This window comes from Bradyrhizobium sp. 613_E4_N2_2, from assembly GCF_052075995.1.
Classification (GTDB): Bacteria; Pseudomonadota; Alphaproteobacteria; order Rhizobiales; family Xanthobacteraceae; genus Bradyrhizobium; species Bradyrhizobium barranii.
Genome location: NZ_CP197234.1, coordinates 3,969,284 through 3,987,069, shown reverse-complemented (window position 1 = coordinate 3,987,069; position 17,786 = coordinate 3,969,284). Strand labels below are relative to the sequence as shown.

The 17,786-nt window shown below is 62.2% G+C and carries 17 protein-coding genes; 4 read left to right on the top strand and 13 right to left on the bottom strand.

The window, feature by feature from the left end; all coding sequences use genetic code 11:
* Positions 1–22 precede the first annotated feature (22 nt).
* Positions 23–1,636, bottom strand: a complete 1,614-nt coding sequence (locus AB7290_RS19030) for a winged helix-turn-helix domain-containing protein (RefSeq protein ID WP_354133720.1) — start codon at positions 1,634–1,636, stop codon at positions 23–25.
* A 303-nt stretch (positions 1,637–1,939) separates the two neighbouring features.
* Between AB7290_RS19030 and AB7290_RS19025 the strand changes: the two genes are divergently transcribed.
* Complete coding sequence (locus AB7290_RS19025; RefSeq protein WP_094184005.1) at positions 1,940–2,926, top strand: Bug family tripartite tricarboxylate transporter substrate binding protein; 987 nt, start codon at positions 1,940–1,942, stop codon at positions 2,924–2,926.
* 326 nt (positions 2,927–3,252) lie between these two features.
* On the opposite strand, the gene AB7290_RS19020 is transcribed toward AB7290_RS19025, so the two are convergent.
* The 4 genes from AB7290_RS19020 to AB7290_RS19005 form a co-directional block, all read right to left on the bottom strand.
* Positions 3,253–3,846 carry a DUF6647 family protein gene (locus AB7290_RS19020; protein WP_441253540.1) on the bottom strand — a complete coding sequence of 198 codons (594 nt, stop codon included), beginning with the start codon at positions 3,844–3,846 and terminating at the stop codon, positions 3,253–3,255.
* A 339-nt stretch (positions 3,847–4,185) separates the two neighbouring features.
* Positions 4,186–4,701 (bottom strand): hypothetical protein, encoded by a 516-nt coding sequence (locus AB7290_RS19015; RefSeq protein WP_085400297.1) that lies wholly within the window; start codon positions 4,699–4,701, stop codon positions 4,186–4,188.
* A gap of 61 nt (positions 4,702–4,762) precedes the next feature.
* Complete coding sequence (locus AB7290_RS19010; RefSeq protein ID WP_085400298.1) at positions 4,763–5,224, bottom strand: YybH family protein; 462 nt, start codon at positions 5,222–5,224, stop codon at positions 4,763–4,765.
* Between the two features lie 183 nt (positions 5,225–5,407).
* Positions 5,408–6,073 (bottom strand): hypothetical protein, encoded by a 666-nt coding sequence (locus AB7290_RS19005; protein ID WP_245344045.1) that lies wholly within the window; start codon positions 6,071–6,073, stop codon positions 5,408–5,410.
* Positions 6,074–7,054: 981 nt separating this feature from the next.
* On the opposite strand from AB7290_RS19005, the gene AB7290_RS19000 reads away from it, so the two are divergent.
* Together AB7290_RS19000 and AB7290_RS18995 are read left to right on the top strand one after the other, a co-directional pair.
* On the top strand, positions 7,055–8,488 hold the full coding sequence (locus tag AB7290_RS19000) for a DUF1254 domain-containing protein (protein ID WP_354077674.1): 1,434 nt from the start codon (positions 7,055–7,057) through the stop codon (positions 8,486–8,488).
* A gap of 206 nt (positions 8,489–8,694) precedes the next feature.
* Positions 8,695–8,994 (top strand): hypothetical protein, encoded by a 300-nt coding sequence (locus AB7290_RS18995; RefSeq protein WP_063983013.1) that lies wholly within the window; start codon positions 8,695–8,697, stop codon positions 8,992–8,994.
* Between the two features lie 83 nt (positions 8,995–9,077).
* Here the strand turns inward: AB7290_RS18995 and AB7290_RS18990 are convergent, their stop codons facing one another.
* Entirely contained in the window at positions 9,078–9,857 is a 780-nt protein-coding gene (locus AB7290_RS18990) for a helix-turn-helix transcriptional regulator (protein WP_085400303.1), read from the bottom strand.
* Between the two features lie 109 nt (positions 9,858–9,966).
* Between AB7290_RS18990 and AB7290_RS18985 the strand changes: the two genes are divergently transcribed.
* Entirely contained in the window at positions 9,967–11,046 is a 1,080-nt protein-coding gene (locus AB7290_RS18985) for an alcohol dehydrogenase catalytic domain-containing protein (protein ID WP_085400387.1), read from the top strand.
* Positions 11,047–11,176: 130 nt separating this feature from the next.
* Here AB7290_RS18985 and AB7290_RS18980 read toward each other — a convergent pair whose 3' ends face one another.
* From AB7290_RS18980 to AB7290_RS18950, 7 genes are all read right to left on the bottom strand, one after another.
* A complete protein-coding gene (locus tag AB7290_RS18980; RefSeq protein WP_028153958.1) occupies positions 11,177–11,881 on the bottom strand; it encodes an ABC transporter ATP-binding protein in 705 nt (234 codons plus the stop codon).
* Positions 11,882–11,888: 7 nt separating this feature from the next.
* On the bottom strand, positions 11,889–13,169 hold the full coding sequence (locus AB7290_RS18975) for a lipoprotein-releasing ABC transporter permease subunit (RefSeq protein WP_014494909.1): 1,281 nt from the start codon (positions 13,167–13,169) through the stop codon (positions 11,889–11,891).
* Between the two features lie 73 nt (positions 13,170–13,242).
* Entirely contained in the window at positions 13,243–14,562 is a 1,320-nt protein-coding gene (gene proS / locus AB7290_RS18970; RefSeq protein WP_085400306.1) for a proline--tRNA ligase, read from the bottom strand.
* 151 nt (positions 14,563–14,713) lie between these two features.
* Positions 14,714–16,282 carry a copper resistance CopC/CopD family protein gene (locus tag AB7290_RS18965; RefSeq protein WP_085400309.1) on the bottom strand — a complete coding sequence of 523 codons (1,569 nt, stop codon included), beginning with the start codon at positions 16,280–16,282 and terminating at the stop codon, positions 14,714–14,716.
* Positions 16,282–16,800, bottom strand: a complete 519-nt coding sequence (locus AB7290_RS18960) for a YcnI family copper-binding membrane protein (protein WP_085400388.1) — start codon at positions 16,798–16,800, stop codon at positions 16,282–16,284. The genes AB7290_RS18965 and AB7290_RS18960 overlap by 1 nt, the downstream gene beginning before the upstream one ends.
* 20 nt (positions 16,801–16,820) lie before the next feature.
* Complete coding sequence (locus AB7290_RS18955) at positions 16,821–17,255, bottom strand: hypothetical protein (RefSeq protein ID WP_071913414.1); 435 nt, start codon at positions 17,253–17,255, stop codon at positions 16,821–16,823.
* Positions 17,255–17,776: a copper chaperone PCu(A)C gene (locus AB7290_RS18950; RefSeq protein ID WP_063983006.1), complete on the bottom strand. Its 522-nt coding sequence runs from the start codon at positions 17,774–17,776 to the stop codon at positions 17,255–17,257. The genes AB7290_RS18955 and AB7290_RS18950 overlap by 1 nt, the downstream gene beginning before the upstream one ends.
* Positions 17,777–17,786 lie beyond the last annotated feature (10 nt).

Here is a 17,786-nt window from a genome sequence, read left to right as displayed (position 1 = left end):
CGCACCGGCAACCTCCCGCCGTTCATCCCTCCGGCACCCCGGCCATGCGCATGCCCTCATACACACGCTCGCGCCCGGCGAGATAAGCCGGATGGTCGCTCGTCACGCGGGCCCGGTAGCGGCGGAGAGTGAAGGTCGGATTGAGCACAAGGCCGGCCTGTGCGGCGGCCCGCGCCTCGTCCGGTGAGCCGAGTAGCGACAGCGCAGCGGCGAGATAGTAATGCGGGAGGGGATGATTTCGGTTGGCCTCGATGCTCCGGCGCAGCCAGGCAACCGCTTCCACGTCGGCGCCGAGAAACAATTTGGCGAGACCGACAAACATAAACCACCGGTAGGCGTAGGAATCGCGAGGAGAGAGGCGAAGCGCCTCGCGGATATGGGCCTCGGTCTCGCTACTGCGACCGAGAAAAAACTTGGCGAGACCGATGAAGGCATGAGCGTCGGCCAAATTGTGATCCAGTGCCAACGCCCGCTCGCATTCAGCGATGGCTCGGGCCGGGTTGCTAAATGATTGGACCAGACCCAGGATGCTACGGGCCCGAGCATGGTTTGGCGCCAGGGGCAGAGCCTTGGTTGAGGCTGCCTCGGCCGCCGCCAAGTGCGCTTTCCAGTCGTCGGTGACAAGATTGGCCCCAAGCGCCGCTTCAACCCGCGCCGAGCCGACCAGCGCCTCGATATTGTCGGCATCGAGTGCCAGGGCGCGGTCGAAAAAGGCCTGCGCTTGCGTCATGTATTGCGGGGTCGTCCCATTGTTCTCGTAAGCCCAGCCCTGGAAATACAGGTCCATTGCATCGGGATGGGTTGAACGTTCCGCTCGCCGCGCTTCAACCTGAATGAGCTGGGCATTTAGCGTGTTTGCGAGCCGCGATACGATCTCGTCCTGCATGTTGAACAGGTCGGCGACGGGTTTCTCGAACCTCTCGGCCCATAGGTGATTGCCGGTTTCGGCATCGATCAGCTGAACATTCACCCGAAGCCGATTGCCGCCTCGTTGCACGGAACCTTCGAGCACATAGCGGACGTTCAACTCGCGTCCGACTTGCTTTACATCGACGGCTTTGCCTTTGAAGGTGAAAGCGGTGTTACGCGCGATCACGAATGAGCCACTGATGCGCGAAAGGTCCGTGGTCAGGCTATCGGTCACGCCATCAACGAAATAGTCCTGCTCGGGATCGCCTCCGAAGTTCGCGAACGGCAGTACGACGATGGAAAGGCGTGGCGCAGGAATCGACATCGCAACTGTCGCGGCATCGGACCGATCTGGATCAGCGGTACCCTGAAACTGTTCACCAGAATCGGCTGTGGGCGCCGCGTCTGCGGGCCTCTGCACTTCCTGCACCGTTCCAACGAAACGGAAGCCCTTGCGCTGCAGGGTTTTGATGAGACGCTGTTTTTCGCCGGAATCGCCAATCACACTCCGAGCGACGTTCAGCCGCGTCGTCAGTGCCGCATCGGACACGACACGGCCGTTCCAGATGGTCTTGATGAGGTCGTCCTTGCTTACGACCCGTTCCCTGTTGCGGATCAGGTAATCGAGCAGGTCGAACACCTGCGGCGCAACGGAGACCACGTGCGCCCCGCGGTAAAGCTCGCGAAGGTCGGTGTCGAATGCGTACTCGTCGAAGAGATACCGCAAGCTGGCAATTCCCTGGGTGACTTTCCCCCGTCGGTCTCTCGCGCCGGTTGCACCGCAAGAATAAGCCGGCGGTGAAGAGAATGTAAGCAGAATGTCAAGAGCGCCCGCCCATGGCCTGCTACCATCCTCGGGACGGCACAATTTGCTCAGGAAGCAATCCATGAGCACGACCAACGGCTTGCCGTACCGCGCAGCGGTGCCCCGAGCAGAGACTCAGGATTTAGCGTAAGGCCGTCCATTTGAAGGACCGGCAGCAACGCCCACGACGTGCGTCCTCGGAATACAAATATGATGGAGACCGTGATGGCATTGAAGATCACGCGCCGCGCCTTCATCGCAACCGGCGCAGCCACCATCGCTTTGTCGTATCATGATAGCGGGTGGACGCAGACCTGGCCCTCCCGGCCGATCAAGATTGTTTGCGCCTATCCCGCCGGCGGACTTGCGGACACCCTCGCGCGCGTCTACGGCGAATACCTCTCCCAGAAGCTCGGCCAGCCGGTGATAGTTGAGAATAAGGCGGGTGCCAGCGGTTCGATCGCTGCAGCAGCCGTGAAGCAATCGCCACCGGACGGTTACACGTTACTCCTCGCCATCACCGCAACTCTGGTGCAAAGCCGCGTGCTATTTAAGACTTTGCCATACGACGCCGACAAGGACTTCGCGCTCATTTCCAGCATGTCGGCAGGATATCTGCCGTTGGTCGCCTATAAGGCGACCAACGCCACCAATTTAAAGGAGTTCGTCGAATACGCCCGCAGGAACGTGACCAACGTCGGGACCTTCGGCGCAGGCTCCTACCCTCATATCGTCGTTGCAGAGCTCAACAAGCAGTACGGGCTGCAGATGAAAGCCGTGCACTACCGCGGCGAAGCGCCGATGTGGCAGGACCTCGCGGCCGGCGTGCTCCAGGCGGCGATGGGGAGCTACGCCAATGCCGTCAACGCGCTGGAATCCGGAGTTGGGAGGGCAATCGCCGTGCAGACGAGGACGCGGAGCAGAAAGCTTCCCGACGTTCCCACATTTTTCGAGCAGGGTGCCGAGTCCGAGCTCTTTGCTATGACCGGTTACGTCTTTCTCGCCGGTCCCATCGGCATGCCGCAGGACATCGTGGAGCGTGTTTCCGGCCTGATGGTGGAGGCAGGCAAGACCGACAAGATCCAGAAGCTGCTCGACGCGTACGGCATCGATGAGTCCGCTCAGGGACATATCGCGTTCAGAAGGCTGTACGACAGCGAAACGCCTCCCTTGGTGGCTGCTGTGAAGGCATTGGGGCTGACGCCTGAATAGCGTGCGGGTGCCGGCGCTCGTCCGCCTTGCAGATCGCCGTGGGGCCACGAGCGGATCTGTGCGCCATCGGCTGAATGGATGAACCCGTCACCTCAGCAGAACTCAGGGAACAAGCACCGCTGGCATTAGTCCCGTTGGCAGCGGTACAAACTGATTCTGGTGCCCCGGAGCCATCGCCAGGATCGCCAATGCAATTGCGAGGACCGCCAAGAGTCTGGCCATCAATCAAATCCGCTGAAGATCGCTGGTACGTACGAGATGATCTTGGCTCTGCGCTCCTTTGGAAAGGCAATCGTTCGACAGCGACTTGGATCGACCGGTCACACTCAATACATGCATGCTGAAGTAATCAGCACCGTGAACATGTCGACGTCGAACTCGTTCTCCAAGCTAAGTCCGAACCGCTCCAGCCATTTATCCTGAGCCAGGTAGGCCAACTTCTCTCGCGCCTGTGGGCAAACAAATTTGAGCCCTCCAACATTCTGAAGGTGATGGACCATTTCGTGTACCAGGACCGATTGATCGGTCGGCGAAGTGCCACCCCAATCATCAGGAAGCAGGATCGTTCTCGTCTCGTTGTCGTAAAGTGCGACAACCTCGCGCTGAGCTAGTTGTCCATCGCTTTCCATGAAGCCTTGCGAAGAAGTACGGTCCCTTGCACGCAACCTCGCAAGCTCCATCTTCGACGCAAATTCAATGACGGGACGCTGCTTGATGGCAGGCAGGTCGAAATTCGATGAGAGCCAAGTCACAATGTCATCCAACAGGGCTTCCGCAAGTTGAGCTGCATCAGGATGCAACGAAACCGAACGCGACTCGGCGGACGCGCCGCGCTCCAAAGCATATTCGCAATCGGCTTTAGAGGATGGGGCTAACGTCAGGGAGGCTATCGCCGCGACCAAGAGGAATTGCTTGAACATGACCCTCTCCTCAGAGGCTGTCCGAAAAAGACACTCTTCAAAAAATCAGTCGGCAATTGAATGGCTGGAACATAGCATTCGCCTGGCCACGTCGTTGTGAACCCATTCACACCCAAAGAACTCGCAACGCCGCCGGTCACCGAACATGCGGACGAGCGGCGTGCCTCGTACTTCACCGGGACACCGGCCGCCCGTTCAGCAGACGACGGAACCACGTCGCTAGAGCGTGGTAGCGGACGTGAGCGCCGGGGCACACCGTTCAGAAGACCTTGCTGCCTTCGGCATCCCGAACTGCAGCAATCGAGGCCGTTCGCGGCTGCTGGAAATCAGCGGACGAACCTAGTTCGTCTTGACGAACTTGTACGTCCCCTTCTTGTGGCCAATGACCTGACTGATGCCATCGAAGTTGCTCTTGAGAGGGTCGATGGTGACGACGAGCGCGGCCTGGAGACCTTCGAATTTTCCGGTCCCACCCGTTATGTTGCAATTATTGGGGGATGCGGGCATCCAGTCGCATTGCTCGAACAACTGGTCGCCGTCCTTGTCGACGTAAGTACAGAACCCGTGAATCTCGGCGGTCTTCGCCGACGGATCCGTCAGGCGGCTGAGCTGACAACGTCCACCCATGTTGTTGAGTACGGGATTTCCCGCCTCGTTTGAGGCTGCCATGGCTTGGTTCATGACAGCAAATTCTCTGCCGCCGCCGATCGCCATCGGCTTGGGAGCAGGAATCGGCGTCGCGGTGAATATGACCGAGACGGGGCCCTCCGGCGGCATGCTCTGAGCCTGGACACTCGTCGTTGCCAGCACTGATGCGACTGAAAGCAACGCGAGGTTTGCGTGCAAAATGGCCATCGTTAGCTCCCTTTGATGTGGTGCAGAGAACGATTGCGGGCAGAGAAGGCTATGCCTTGAGTTACTTTGCGGCCTGCTGCGGCTGGGGCGGCGGCGGTTTGGGGACCGACGTGAGCATGCGAATCTTCCATTGCCCGTCTTCACGAACATCGAGAGCGGTCCAAACAACGGTGAAGTCTATAGGAGCGCCTGTCTCGCTGTTGCCGGTAATGCGAGATTCGCCGGTGACCAGAGCCATGCTTTCTGACAATGACTGAACCTCGGTCGTCTTGACCTCGAGGCGACTAACTCCCGCCTTGAAAGCGTTCTCATAATATCTGGCATTGTCCACGACGCCGTCTTCCGTCACACGCATATAGTTCTTGGTGTAAAGCGAAGTAATCCCGGCAGCGTCCTTGTTGCTGAAGTACTGCTCGTATGCTGAACCTATCTTTCCAAGTTCTTCCTTGAGATTTTGATCTGACGCAGTCGCAGGAATTGCCGATAGTAACAGCGAGATACATACAACTCCGAATCCGCGCATGATGTCACTCCCTACTGTTGACGCCGCTCCAGACGAGATGCCTGCCTCCATCCCCGTGAACTCCCGACGCCGCTGCACTTGAGCCGGCAGCCTCGTTGTTCTCCATGGACAGGAAGTCTCCCTTGATCTGACGCAAGGAATTTTCTCCGCAGTCAGCGCTGCTCGAAACTTGGTTGTTCGTCTTCATGGTGGCAGCAGAGCGGCCGCGATTCCGCCGCTAAGGTCAGGCGGCCGCACGAAAAGAAAACGGGAGGTCGCCGGTATTTCAGCGTCATCTCGGCCGTTCTGGCCGATCAGGATCAATCCGGCTCCGCCATTTGCCACGTTGAGAACCACGGGCTCTCCGCTCCACGTCTTGATCGGCTGCATTCCCACGATGAGGAATTCGCCCATGGGCTGATCAAGATATTGAAGGCGCAATTGCGGACCGACCTCCGCTGCAGCAAGTTCAAAGCCGAGTTGTCGGGCCCGCGCGTAAATGACGGCCAGAGGCACGCTATCGGTTTTAAAGCCGAGCTGGACCGCGGATACCGCCAAAAGCTCCACGTCCATCTTGTTAGAACTGACGGTAAAGGCCGGTCGAGCGAGAACTTCCGCGGCCAACCCGCCGATATTGCAACCCACGGCATCCAATGCATTGCGCAACGCGAAGGAGTTGCCAAAAGTGCCGACCGCAATCGTCTTCCAAGTCGGAACGTCGCGGGCGGACCCGATGAGTTTTTGCGGCAAATCAACTGCACGAACTTTGCCGAGTTTCAGTTGATTCTGTAACACGTCGCGCGCCGAGCATTGTCCCCACGCCCTGGGCGCGAACTGAAACAAGGAAGCGGCACAGAGCAATGCAACCATCAAGCAATGGCTGCCCCACCTCGCGTTCAGATGGTGATGTGGTGCGGCACGATCCGCGTGGTTTGCCAGTATGCACATGTCGAAGATCGACTTGCTGCAAAGTTCAACTGAAAAAAGCCCGCCTCCGAGTCAATGGGAAGAACGGAGGCCAATGAAAAACATCGTCCGACCGCACTCAAAAGGGGGGCCGGAGGCGGGACACGATTGGCTCAACTATTCCAACTTCAAATGAACGGGCGGCGGTCCGTAAGCCCGATCGCCCGCCGCATCAAACCGAAACGGAATGATGTACTCAAACGTAGCACCACGAGTCCCTCGGTACAATCAGCAACTCCGCCCACCAGCGTGCATTGCGATCACTCGATCGCGCTTCGCCGCGAACACCACTCTGAGGCCGCAGACGTTTGTCATAGGTCACAAGCCGCGACTGTTCGCCGCAAGCTCATCGGCGACAATCGCCCGATCGCGCCGCCGCGCGTCCGTCGGCCGCGCCCTCGCCCGCATCGCCACTCCGTATTTCACCGGGCAACGTGACGATCCCTGTGCCTATCACAATCGGCCGCGCGCAGACGCCGGAGTATTCATCGAGCTATTCTCGGCAGATGGGCTCACATCGTCAGCGTCCGACCTCAAGACGATGAATCATCGGATGAAGGGCTGCTCCATTTCGAGCACACGAGGTTGCAATCCAATGACGATCCGGTGCTGAAGCTCGTCATCTAAACGCCGGTCTCGGGCGTCGGCTCACGATCGCCTGGCGTCAGCTTTTGAGGGCCAAGCGGAGCGCAGCGATCCGTCAGAGCAACGCCGCTCGTGACCCGTCGGCGGACGTCCCTTGATCTAGATCAACCAGAACGCGGCGCTTCGCCGCTTAGCTGGCTCATCCTCCTTTGCCTGAGTTGGAGGGAATAGGAAAACGCCCGCAGTGGCGGCACTACATCGCCCCACTCGGCCAATGCAGCGAATTTCTGGAGAACCCTTATGCAAAAGCATCTGTTGTCGCTTGCTGCGATCCTGTCGGGTTTGAGTCTCGTCGTGTCGACATCGACCCCGAGCGCCGCTCAATCGATTTCTGCGGAAGAGGCACAAGCGATCGCTGCGGAGGCCTATGTTTACTTCTATCCGCTCGTGACGATGGACCTGACGCGCAAGCAGCTCATCAATTCCGATCCCAAAACTGCGGCAATAGGCGGTCCTCCGAACACGTTCGACAATATCCAGGCCTACCCGACCGCAGACATGAAGGCGGTGGTGCGGCCCAATTTCGACACGCTGTATTCGAGCGCCTGGCTCGACCTGACCCGCGAACCCATGGTCGTTTCGGTTCCTGATACCGGTGGCCGCTACTACCTGCTGCCGATGCTCGACATGTGGACCGATGTGTTCGCGTCGCCGGGATGGCGTACGACAGGCACCAAGGCAGCGAATTTCCTGGTCGCGCCGCCGGGCTGGAACGGAAACGTGCCGGCGGGCTTCGCACGTATCGACGCGCCGACGCCTTATGTCTGGATCATCGGCCGCACCAAGACCGATGGTCCTGCCGACTATGCTCCGGTTCACGAGGTGCAGAAGGGGTACAAGATCACACCGCTATCTGGATGGGGTAAGCCCCCGGTCGCCGTGACACAGACCATCGATCCCAACGTTGACGTCAAGACGCCGCCGAAGCTGCAAGTCGACACGATGGCAGGCGATAAGTTTTTTGCCTATGCGGCGGAGCTATCCAAGGTCCACCCGCCACACATCACAGATGAGCCGATCATCGCGCGCATGGCGCGGATAGGGCTCGAACCGGGCAAGACGTTCGATATGACCAAAGCCGATTCCACGGTACGGAAAGCTATCGAGGATGCGCCGGCTCAGGCGCAAAAACTGATGGCATGGAAAATCCCAACGCTGGCGCGCGTCGCAAATCACTGGTCCATGAACACGGACACGATGGGCGTTTACGGGAACTACTACTTGAAGCGCGCGATCGTCGCGCAGCTCGGACTCGGCGCTAATCTGCCGGAGGACGCGATCTACCCGAACAGTGTTGGCGATGAAAACGGCAAGCCGCTCGACGGCGCAAACAAATACATCGTCCGCTTTGCCAAGGACGCGGTGCCGCCGGTCGAGGCATTCTGGTCAATCACCCTGTATGACGATGAAGGCTTCCAGGTTGCCAATCCACTCAATCGCTTTGCGGTGAGCAGCTGGATGCCGTTCAAGCGCGACGCCGACGGATCGCTCACGCTCTACGTCCAGAATGACAATCCGGGCGGCGATCGCGAAGCCAACTGGCTGCCCGCGCCCACAAGCCCGTTCAACCTCACCATGCGTCTTTATGCGCCAAAGTCGGAGGCATTGACCGGCGTGTGGAATCCACCCGCCATCAAGCGGGTCGATAGTGAAACCGTTGGCCGGCAGCAATGACAATGCCAAGGGAGCCCGGCTGGGCAAGGCACGCGCGGCGCATTTAAAGCGCCCGAGAAAGGGGAGAGTTGATTCCGCTCGCGAAGCCTGAACCAGGATCACGCCGCCGAAGACGAACCTTCATCGAGATCGAACGGGAGGTTCGCTCCTCAAACGTCGCTCGATACATGCCTCTTGGACAGTTTACACAGCTATGGAGGTAGCCCATGCCGATCGTTCAATTTACTCGCTTCAAAACCGACAAGGTCGAGGAAACGGTCCAGATCATCCGGCAGGCGAAGAAAATCTTTGAAAAACACGGTGCCGAGTTTCTTCGGCTCTCCCGTTTCCACACCGGTCACTGGGCAGGAGAGTTGCTGGTTACGACGCGCTACTCCAATTGGGAAGTCTACGGCAAGGTGCAGGAGGCCGTGGCAAAGGACCCGGAGTTCGCGCAGCTGCAGGCTGATGGAATGAAGATTGCCGAACTGCAGGGCCGCAATATCGCCGTCAGCATCGATCTCTAGTCGGGGCGCCGCCCCGCAAACCACAATAAGCGCGGAGGCCGCCGGACATATGCCGGTGGCCTTCCCGATCTGATGACGGCGTTCTACGCCCCGACCGGCGTATAGATCACGAGCTTCAGCGCGGGATCGTCGTTGGCCTGAAAACTCGTGTGCTCGAAATGCAGCACGCCCAGAGTTGGATGAGACATCGTCTTGAGGCCCGAGGCGGTGCTGCGGATCTCGTGGGCTTCCCACCATTTGACGAATTCCGGGCTGCCCTGCCGCAGCCGCGTCAGCAACTCCGCAAAGGCGGGATCGCCGGCCCAGACGTCGTGGGTGGCGCGAAACATCGCGACCATGCGCTTGGCGACCTCCGCCCAGCCCGCGCCGTAAGCCTTGCGCGTCTGCTTGTTGGTCATCATCAGGAGCATCGTGTTGCGATCCTCCTCCGGTAACCGGCCGAACGCAAAAACCTGCTCGGCGGCTTCGTTCCAGGCCAGCACGTCCCAGCGCCGCCCGGTGATATAGGCCGGATGCGGCAGGCTCTCGATCAGCCGCAGGATCGGCGGCGGCACGATCTCGCGCGTGAACGCCCGCTTGTCGCCGTCGCGCGCCAGCGCCTTGAGATGCGCATGCTCGGTCTTGCTCAGCCGCAGCGCACGGGCGAGCGCATCGACGGTGGTGACCGACGGGCTGACGGTGCGCCCCTGCTCGAGACGGATGTACCAGTCGACACCGATGCCGGCGAGCTGGGCGACCTCCTCGCGGCGCAGGCCCGCGGTGCGCCGGCGGCTGCCCGCGGGAAGACCGACCGTCTTCGGCGTCAGCTTTTCGCGGCGGGACCGCAGGAAGTCGCCGAATTCGATGCGGCGCGGGTCGGCCATGATGTTGCGCTCCGATGGAGGGCCTTCGTAATACTAGGATAATACCAGGCCTTGCTGACCTTTCCAAGGCGGCGCATATGCCTTTTCACCCGACTTTGAGGTGAACATCATGAAAGCTGCCGTACTCAAATCCTTCGGATCGCCGCTGGTGATCGAGAATGTGCCGGAGCCGGTGCTCGGCACCGGCGAGGTCATCGTCGACGTCGTCGCCACGCGCGTCCTGTCCTACATGAACGAGGTCTTCAGCGGCGAACGAAACTACGCGCTCGACCTGCCGATCATCCCGGGTCCCGGCGGCATCGGCCGGGTGCGCGCGATCGGCCCGGACGCGACCAAGCTCGCCGTTGGCGACTGGGTGTTCTGCGACCCGACGGTGCGTTCGCGCGATGACATCGTGGCGCCCGATATCGCCCTGCAAGGGCTCACGGCCGCCGGCCCCGGCGGTATGCGCCTGCAACGGCATTTTCGCCACGGCTCCTATGCCGAGCGGATGCGCGTGCCGACCGAGAATGTGAAGCGGCTTGGCGCGATCACGTCCGCGGAAGCCTCGCAATGGTGCGCGCTGGGGACGGCGCTGGTGCCCTATGGCGGCTTCCTCGCCGCCAACCTTCAACCCGGCGAGACCGTGCTGGTGAGCGGCGCCACCGGCAATTTCGGCAGCGCCGCCGTCTCCGTCGCGCTCGCGATGGGCGCGGCCTGCGTGGTCGCGCCGGGTCGCAACGACAGGATTTTGGCCGACCTCGTCCGCCGCTTCGGCGATCGGGTGAAGCCGGTGAAACTCACCGGCAACGAGAGCGACGACTGCGAAAGCATGAAGCGCGCCGCACCGGGACCGATCGACTGCGTGTTCGACATCATGCCACCCTCGGTCAGCACGACCGTCGTACGCGCGGCGATCATGACGGTGCGCGCTTACGGCCGCGTCGTGCTGATGGGCGGCGTCGGCATGGCGGGCGGCGCAGGCCTCGATCTGCCCTACCCCTGGATCATGCGCAACTGCATCAGCATCCACGGCGTCTGGATGTATCCGCCGGATGCGGCAAGCCGCCTGATCGCCCTGGTGCGCGCGGGATTGTTACGGCTGGACGAATACGAGGCGACGGCGTTCGACCTCGACCACGCCAACGAGGCGGTGGAACACGCCGCGGCGAATGGCGGACCGTTCAAATTGACGGTGATCAGGCCGTAACGGCCCCACCGCTGCGGCGATGCGCCGTCGCAGCCGAAAGGCCTGACATGTCAAATGGCTGGAAGGCGTCACCCCGATCGTAGCCGGCCAAGGCCGGCTACTGCGCATGGGGTTGTTTTCGCAGTTTTTATTATTCGAGCTCGACGACCTGGCCGTTCGACAGCGACACGCGCCGGTCCATGCGGCCGGCGAGCTCCATGTTGTGGGTCGCGATGAGCATGGAGACCTTGGTCGCCTTGACCAGCTGCATCAACGCCTGGAAGACGTGATCGGCCGTGTGCGGATCGAGGTTGCCGGTCGGCTCGTCCGCGAACAGCACACGCGGCGCGTTGGCGACCGCGCGCGCGATCGCGACGCGCTGTTGCTCACCGCCCGACAATTCCGCGGGCCGATGGGTGATGCGGTCGCCGAGGCCGAGATAGCCAAGGATCTCCTTGGCGCGCTTGACGCTCTCCGATTTCTTCAGACCACGGATCATCTGCGGCATCATCACGTTCTCGAGCGCCGAGAACTCCGGCAGCAGCCGGTGCGACTGATAGACGAAGCCGATATCGGTGCGGCGGAGCTGGGTACGCTCGATGTCGGGCAGCTGCGAGGTCGGCGCGCCGTTGACGTAGACCTCGCCGGAATCGGGTGCTTCAAGCAGCCCTGCGATGTGCAGCAACGTCGATTTGCCCGAGCCCGACGGCGCGACCAGCGCCACCGATTGCCCGGCCCACAGCGCGAGCTTGGCGTTGTCGAGGATCGTCAGCGGCACCTCGCCCTGCAAGTACTGCCGCTTTATCTCGTGGAGATAAATGACCGGTACATCTTCCGCCCCCTGCTGGCTCTCCATCAGCCCCTCACTCGTACCGCAGCGCTTCGACGGGATCGAGGCGCGCGGCGCGCCACGACGGGTACAGCGTCGCAAGGAACGACAGCGTCAGCGCCATGATGACGACCGCCGTGGTCTCGCCGACGTCGATCTCGGCGGGCAGCTTCGACAGGAAGTAGAGCTCCGGCGAGAACAGCTCGGTGCTGGTCAGCCAGGACAGGAATTGCCTGATGGACTCGATGTTGAGGCAGATCACGAGGCCGACGAAGAAGCCGACCAGCGTCCCGACCACGCCGATCGAGGCGCCCGTGATCAGGAAGACGCGCATGATCGAGCCTTGCGAGGCGCCCATCGTGCGCAGGATCGCGATGTCGCTGCCCTTGTCCTTCACCAGCATGATCAGGCCGGAGACGATGTTGAGCGCGGCGACCAGCACGATCATGGTCAGGATCAGGAACATCACATTGCGCTCGACCTGGAGCGCGTTGAAGAAGGTCGAGTTGCGCTGCCGCCAGTCGACTAGGAACACCGGCCGGCCCGCGGCCTCCGTCACCGCCTTGCGGAAGGCGTCGATCTTGTCGGGGTTGGTGGTGAACACCTCGATCGAGGTGACGTCGTTGCTGCGGTTGAAATAGGCCTGAGCTTCAGCCAGTGGCATGAACACGAAGCCGAGATCGTATTCGGACATGCCGATCTCGAACACCGCGACGATCTTGTAGGGCTTGATGCGCGGCGTCGTGCCCATCGGGGTGACTGCGCCCTTCGGCGCCACCAACGTCACGCTGTCACCGGCATGCAACGACAGCTGGTCGGCGAGGCGGCGGCCGATCGCGACCCCCTGCCCGTCGTCAAAGCCCTCGAGCGAGCCCTGCTTGATGTTCTTGGCGATCGAGGTGAGGTTGTTGAGGTCGTCGGAGCGGATGCCGCGCACCAGGACGCCCGAGGCGTTCCACGGCGAGGACGCCAGCGCCTGGCCGTCGACCACGGGCGCTGCGAGCCGGATGCCCTGGACCTGGCTGAGGCGGTCGGCGACGTCCTTCCAGTCGGTCAGCGGCGATTCCAGCGGCTGCACCAGGATGTGGCCGTTGAGGCCCAAAATCTTGTCGAGCAGCTCCTTGCGGAAGCCGTTCATGACAGCCATGACGATGATCAGCGTCGCCACGCCGAGCATGATGCCGAGGAAGGAGAACCCGGCGATGACCGAGATGAATCCCTCCTTGCGGCGCGCCCGCAGATAGCGCGCCGACAGCATCCACTCGAATGGCGCAAAAGGCGCGGTTTGCTTGGTCTCGGTCATGGTCTCATCCATCGCTCGATAATCCCATGATTCGGGGTCAATTGTGGCCGGATTGGCGGCCGCGATATCGCGCGATGAACAATATTCAGCCGACCAGCCGGGCGACCGCGTCCGCAGGCGACATCGTCTCGCGAGAGCCGTCACTGCGCTTCTTGATCTCGACCTTGCCCTCGGCGAGGCCCTTCGGCCCGATCATGATCTGCCAGGGGATGCCGATCAGGTCGGCGGCGGCGAATTTGGCGCCGGCCCGCTGATCGGTGTCGTCGTAGAGCACGTCGACGCCCTTGGCGGTGAGCTCGGCGTAGAGCTTCTCGCAGGCCGCATCGACCGCGGCATCGCCCTGCTTGAGGTTGAGAATCGACGCGCGGAACGGGGCCACCGCCTCCGGCCATTTGATGCCGGCATCGTCATGGCAGGCCTCGATGATGGCGCCCAGCAGGCGCGAGACGCCGACGCCGTAGGAGCCGCCATGGATCGGCACATCGACACCGTCGGGGCCCGCAACCAGTGCCTTCATCGCATCGGAATACTTCGTGCCGAAATAGAAGATCTGCCCGACCTCGATGCCGCGGGTGTTCACCCGCTTGTCCGCAGGCACTTCCTGCTCGAAGCGCGCGGCGTCGTGCACGTCTTCCGTCGCCGCATAGACCGAGGTCCATTGCTTGATGATCGGCGTCAGGTCGCTGTCATAGTCGACGTCCTCGCCCGGCACCGGCAGGTCCAGCACGTCGCGATTGATGAAAACGCCGGATTCGCCAGTCTCCGCAAGCACGATGAACTCGTGGCTGAGATCGCCGCCGATCGGGCCGGTCTCGGCGCGCATCGGGATCGCCTTCAGCCCCATCCGCGCGAAGGTGCGCAAATAGGCGACGAACATCTTGTTGTAGGAGACGCGCGCTGCGGCCTCGTTGAGGTCGAAGGAATAGGCGTCCTTCATCAGGAACTCGCGGCCGCGCATCACGCCGAAACGCGGACGCTGCTCGTCGCGGAATTTCCATTGGATATGATAGAGGTTCAGCGGCAGGTTCTTGTAGGACTTGACGTAGGCGCGGAAGATCTCGGTGATCATTTCCTCGTTGGTCGGCCCATACAGCAGCTCGCGCTTGTGGCGGTCGGCGATGCGCAGCATTTCCGGGCCATAGGCGTCGTAACGGCCGCTCTCGCGCCAGAGGTCGGCCAGCTGGAGCGTCGGCATCAAGAGTTCCAGCGCGCCGGAGCGGTCCTGCTCCTCGCGCACGATCTGCTCGATCTTCTTCAGCACGCGGAAGCCGAGCGGCAGCCAGGCATAGATGCCGGCCGCCTCCTGCCTGATCATGCCGGCGCGCAGCATCAGCCGATGCGAGACGATCTCCGCCTCTTTCGGATTTTCCTTCAGGATGGGCAGAAAGAATCGCGACAACCGCATGGCAATACTCTGGGAATCAGTGATCGCCTGCAGTGAAAGCGGATTGGGAGCGAAAACACAAGACCGGGAATGAGGAAAAGCCGCTAAGGCGGCGGAATTCCTGTCATTTTTCCGTTGCCTTCAGGTTCAGCATGAACCGCACCGGCGCGCTTTAAGGCAGCCCCAGATCGAGCTCGTCCTCCAGCGTGACCTTCTCGAAATCGGTCACCAGCGCGTCGATCCGCACATGCCAGCGGCCGGCGAAGGGGAGCTCGACCTTGCGCACGTGCCAGTAGCCGTCCGGCCCAAGCGATGCGCCCCGCTCCATCGGCTCGATGCCGCGCTCCGGCAGACTCAGGGTCAGCGTCACCTCCTTCGCGATCAGCGGCGTGGCCTCGCCGGTCATGAGCTGAAGCACGAAATCGTCGAGCCCGGCCTTGCCCGGCGAGACCAGCACCTGGAACATCGCCTTGTCGCTGTGGATGTGGATCGCCAAGGGCGTCTCGGGAATGATCGTCCGCGGTGGCGGGGTGAAGCGCCAGCCGGCGACGACGGCAAGGATGGCGAGTGCGATCGCGCCTTCCAGCATGATCGAGCGCTTGAGCGCGGGCGTCCCTGTCTCGTTCCGGGCCAGGGCCAGGGCCGGTGTCAGCCTGAACCGATTGAGCGCGGCAAGCGCCAGCAATCCCGTGACCAATGCAAGCTTGATCGAGAGGATGAGTCCGTAGCGGGTCTCGACCAGCGCGACCGGCTTTTCGAGCTGAACGATCGCGAGTGCGAGGCCGGTCAAGGCCAGCACGCCGACCGCCAGCGCAGCGATGCGGGAAAAGCGGTTCACGACGGGGAGCGTCGCAGTCGTCGGCTCCGACACCAGCGCGACCAGCGGCGCGAGAGCACCGATCCAGATGGTGACGCCGAGGCCGTGGAGAAAGATCGCCGGCCGGGTCAAAGCCTCCGGCGGGGCCGTTGCGGCGTGCCCGGTCATGGCAAGCGACAGGCCGACGCCGACCAGCGCGATGATCGCAAGAGCGCGCGCGTACCATGCGCTGCGCAGCGCCATCAACGCGAACAGCATCGCAGCAATCGCAACCAGCAGCGCGGGGCCGGCACTGGTCGCGAACGCGACTTTCCAGGGGGCGGCCGTCGCGAGAGCCGCTGGCGGCAGCCCGAGAAGATCCAGGCCTAACACCCCGAGAGAGACAGCGGCGCTCGGAATGCCGATGGCGAGCGCCACGCGTGGAACGGTCATGCCCGTCGTCGACCACGCAACCCAGCGCGCAAAGAACACGCCTCCGACACCGACGAACAGCCCGAGATAGAGACCGACGCGCGCCAGCCAGATCAGCACGCTCAACCCGCGATCAGCATTGGCAGGAGGTTGCGTCCCCGTCGGCATGCCGATCGAAAAGATCACCGATCCCGCGACGGGATGGCCGTCCTGCGAGATCACGCGATAGCTGACGACCGCGGTGCCCTGCGGCAGGTCGGGCGGCATTGCGACCGAGATCGTTTCGCCCGACGCGCTGACGCGCGCATCGTCCCGCGCCCTGCCGGCGCCGTCGATCAATTGGATTGCGCCCGGCGTTACCGCCTCGTTGAAGCGCAGCTCCACCGCCACCGGCGCGCTCGCAAGCATACTGCCGCTCGCCGGCTCGACCGCGACGAGCGCCGCATGTGCGGACGCGCCGGTCGTGAAGCCGACAACGCAGAGGAGCGTAGCGAGCGCGGCGAGCAGGCGCATCAGGGCTTTGACAGGAGCTTCACGCCTGGCGCCGGCGACTTGCCCTCGTGCGAATGCCCTGCCCCGTCCACCGGGATCTCGATCCAGCGGCTGACGCCGGTCTCGCACTCCTGGACGACGGGGAAATACAGCGTCGTGTTCGGCTTCAGACTGTTGGTCAGGAAGCTGCTGATGACGAACTCGTCGTAATTGTGATCCGGCAGCTTGCCGCCGGACCAGGCCACCTCCCTGACGCCGGAGGCAAGCTTGTTGCCGTGATAGTCGTATTCATTGGCGTACTTGCCTTCGAAGACATCGACGCTCCAGCCCGCCTTCGGCATCGGCTTCACCGCAATCACGCCTTCCGGAATCTGCACCCTGATCTTCACCGTGGGCGAACCCGCGCAGCCGTGCGGCACGGCGAAGACGGCCTTATAGTAGGAACCAACCGTCGCCTGCTTGGTCTCGAGCGTGATATGCGCCGATGCAGGCGACGCGGCCAGCGCGGCGATCAGGAACAGGCAGGATTTCTTCGACATGTTTGGCCCCTTCGACAACGTCATTTGATCAGGATCGGTGATTCCACGCTGACATGATCGGCCTCGGAGATCGAAATTCCGAGACCCAGCATCCAGCGTCCGGGTGTCAATTGCGCGACCTTCACGTGCCAGCTGTCCTCGCCGTCGCGCGAAGCCTCGACCGGCGCGAGCTTCCGGCCGGACTGCGTGTCCACGAGCGTCACCGACACGGCTCTCGCCGCGAGCGGCGTCTCGTCCGTGGTTTCGAGCTGGATGGCGATCTCGACCGGGCCGGCGCGCCCCGGCGAGACCGTGACGTTGGCCATCGCCTTCTCGGTGTGCAGGTGCGTGAAGAAGCTGTCGTCGTCCGTCGCCGCCGCAAGCGGTGTCGCGGCAACCGACAGCAAGGCAGCCATCGCGAGCGCAAGGCCCGCGAAATTTCGAGGCGAGGTCATCGGAGACTTGATCTGTTTCATCACATCTTCATTCCCGAATGATCCGGCATTTTCTTCATCATGTGCCCGCCGTCGCCGGGCGCCTGCGCACCGACGCCCTGGACGTCGAGGGAGACGGCGACCTTGCCGGCCTTCTCGAACTCCAGCGTCACCGGTACCTTGTCACCCTGCTTGAACGGCCCCTTCAGCTCCTGGAGCATCAGATGATTGCCGCCGGGCGCGAGCTTCACCGTCTTGCCGGCATCGATCACGAGCCCCTTGTCGAGCGGACGCATCTTCATCACACCGTTGTCCATCGCCATCTCATGGACCTCAGTCTTCCCCGCGATGTCGGCGGAAACGCTGACCAGCCTGTCCGCCGTTGTCCCCTTGTTCTCGATGGTGAGATAGCCGCCGGCGACCTTGGCGCCGCCCGGCGTCGCCCGGCTCCAGGCCTGCGAGATGACGAGATCGCCGGCCTTGACGTCCTCGGCCGCCGCTGGTGCTGCACAGAGCGCGAGAGCGAACGCTGCGAGCAGCACATCTTTCAACATGGTCTTCATATCGGTATTC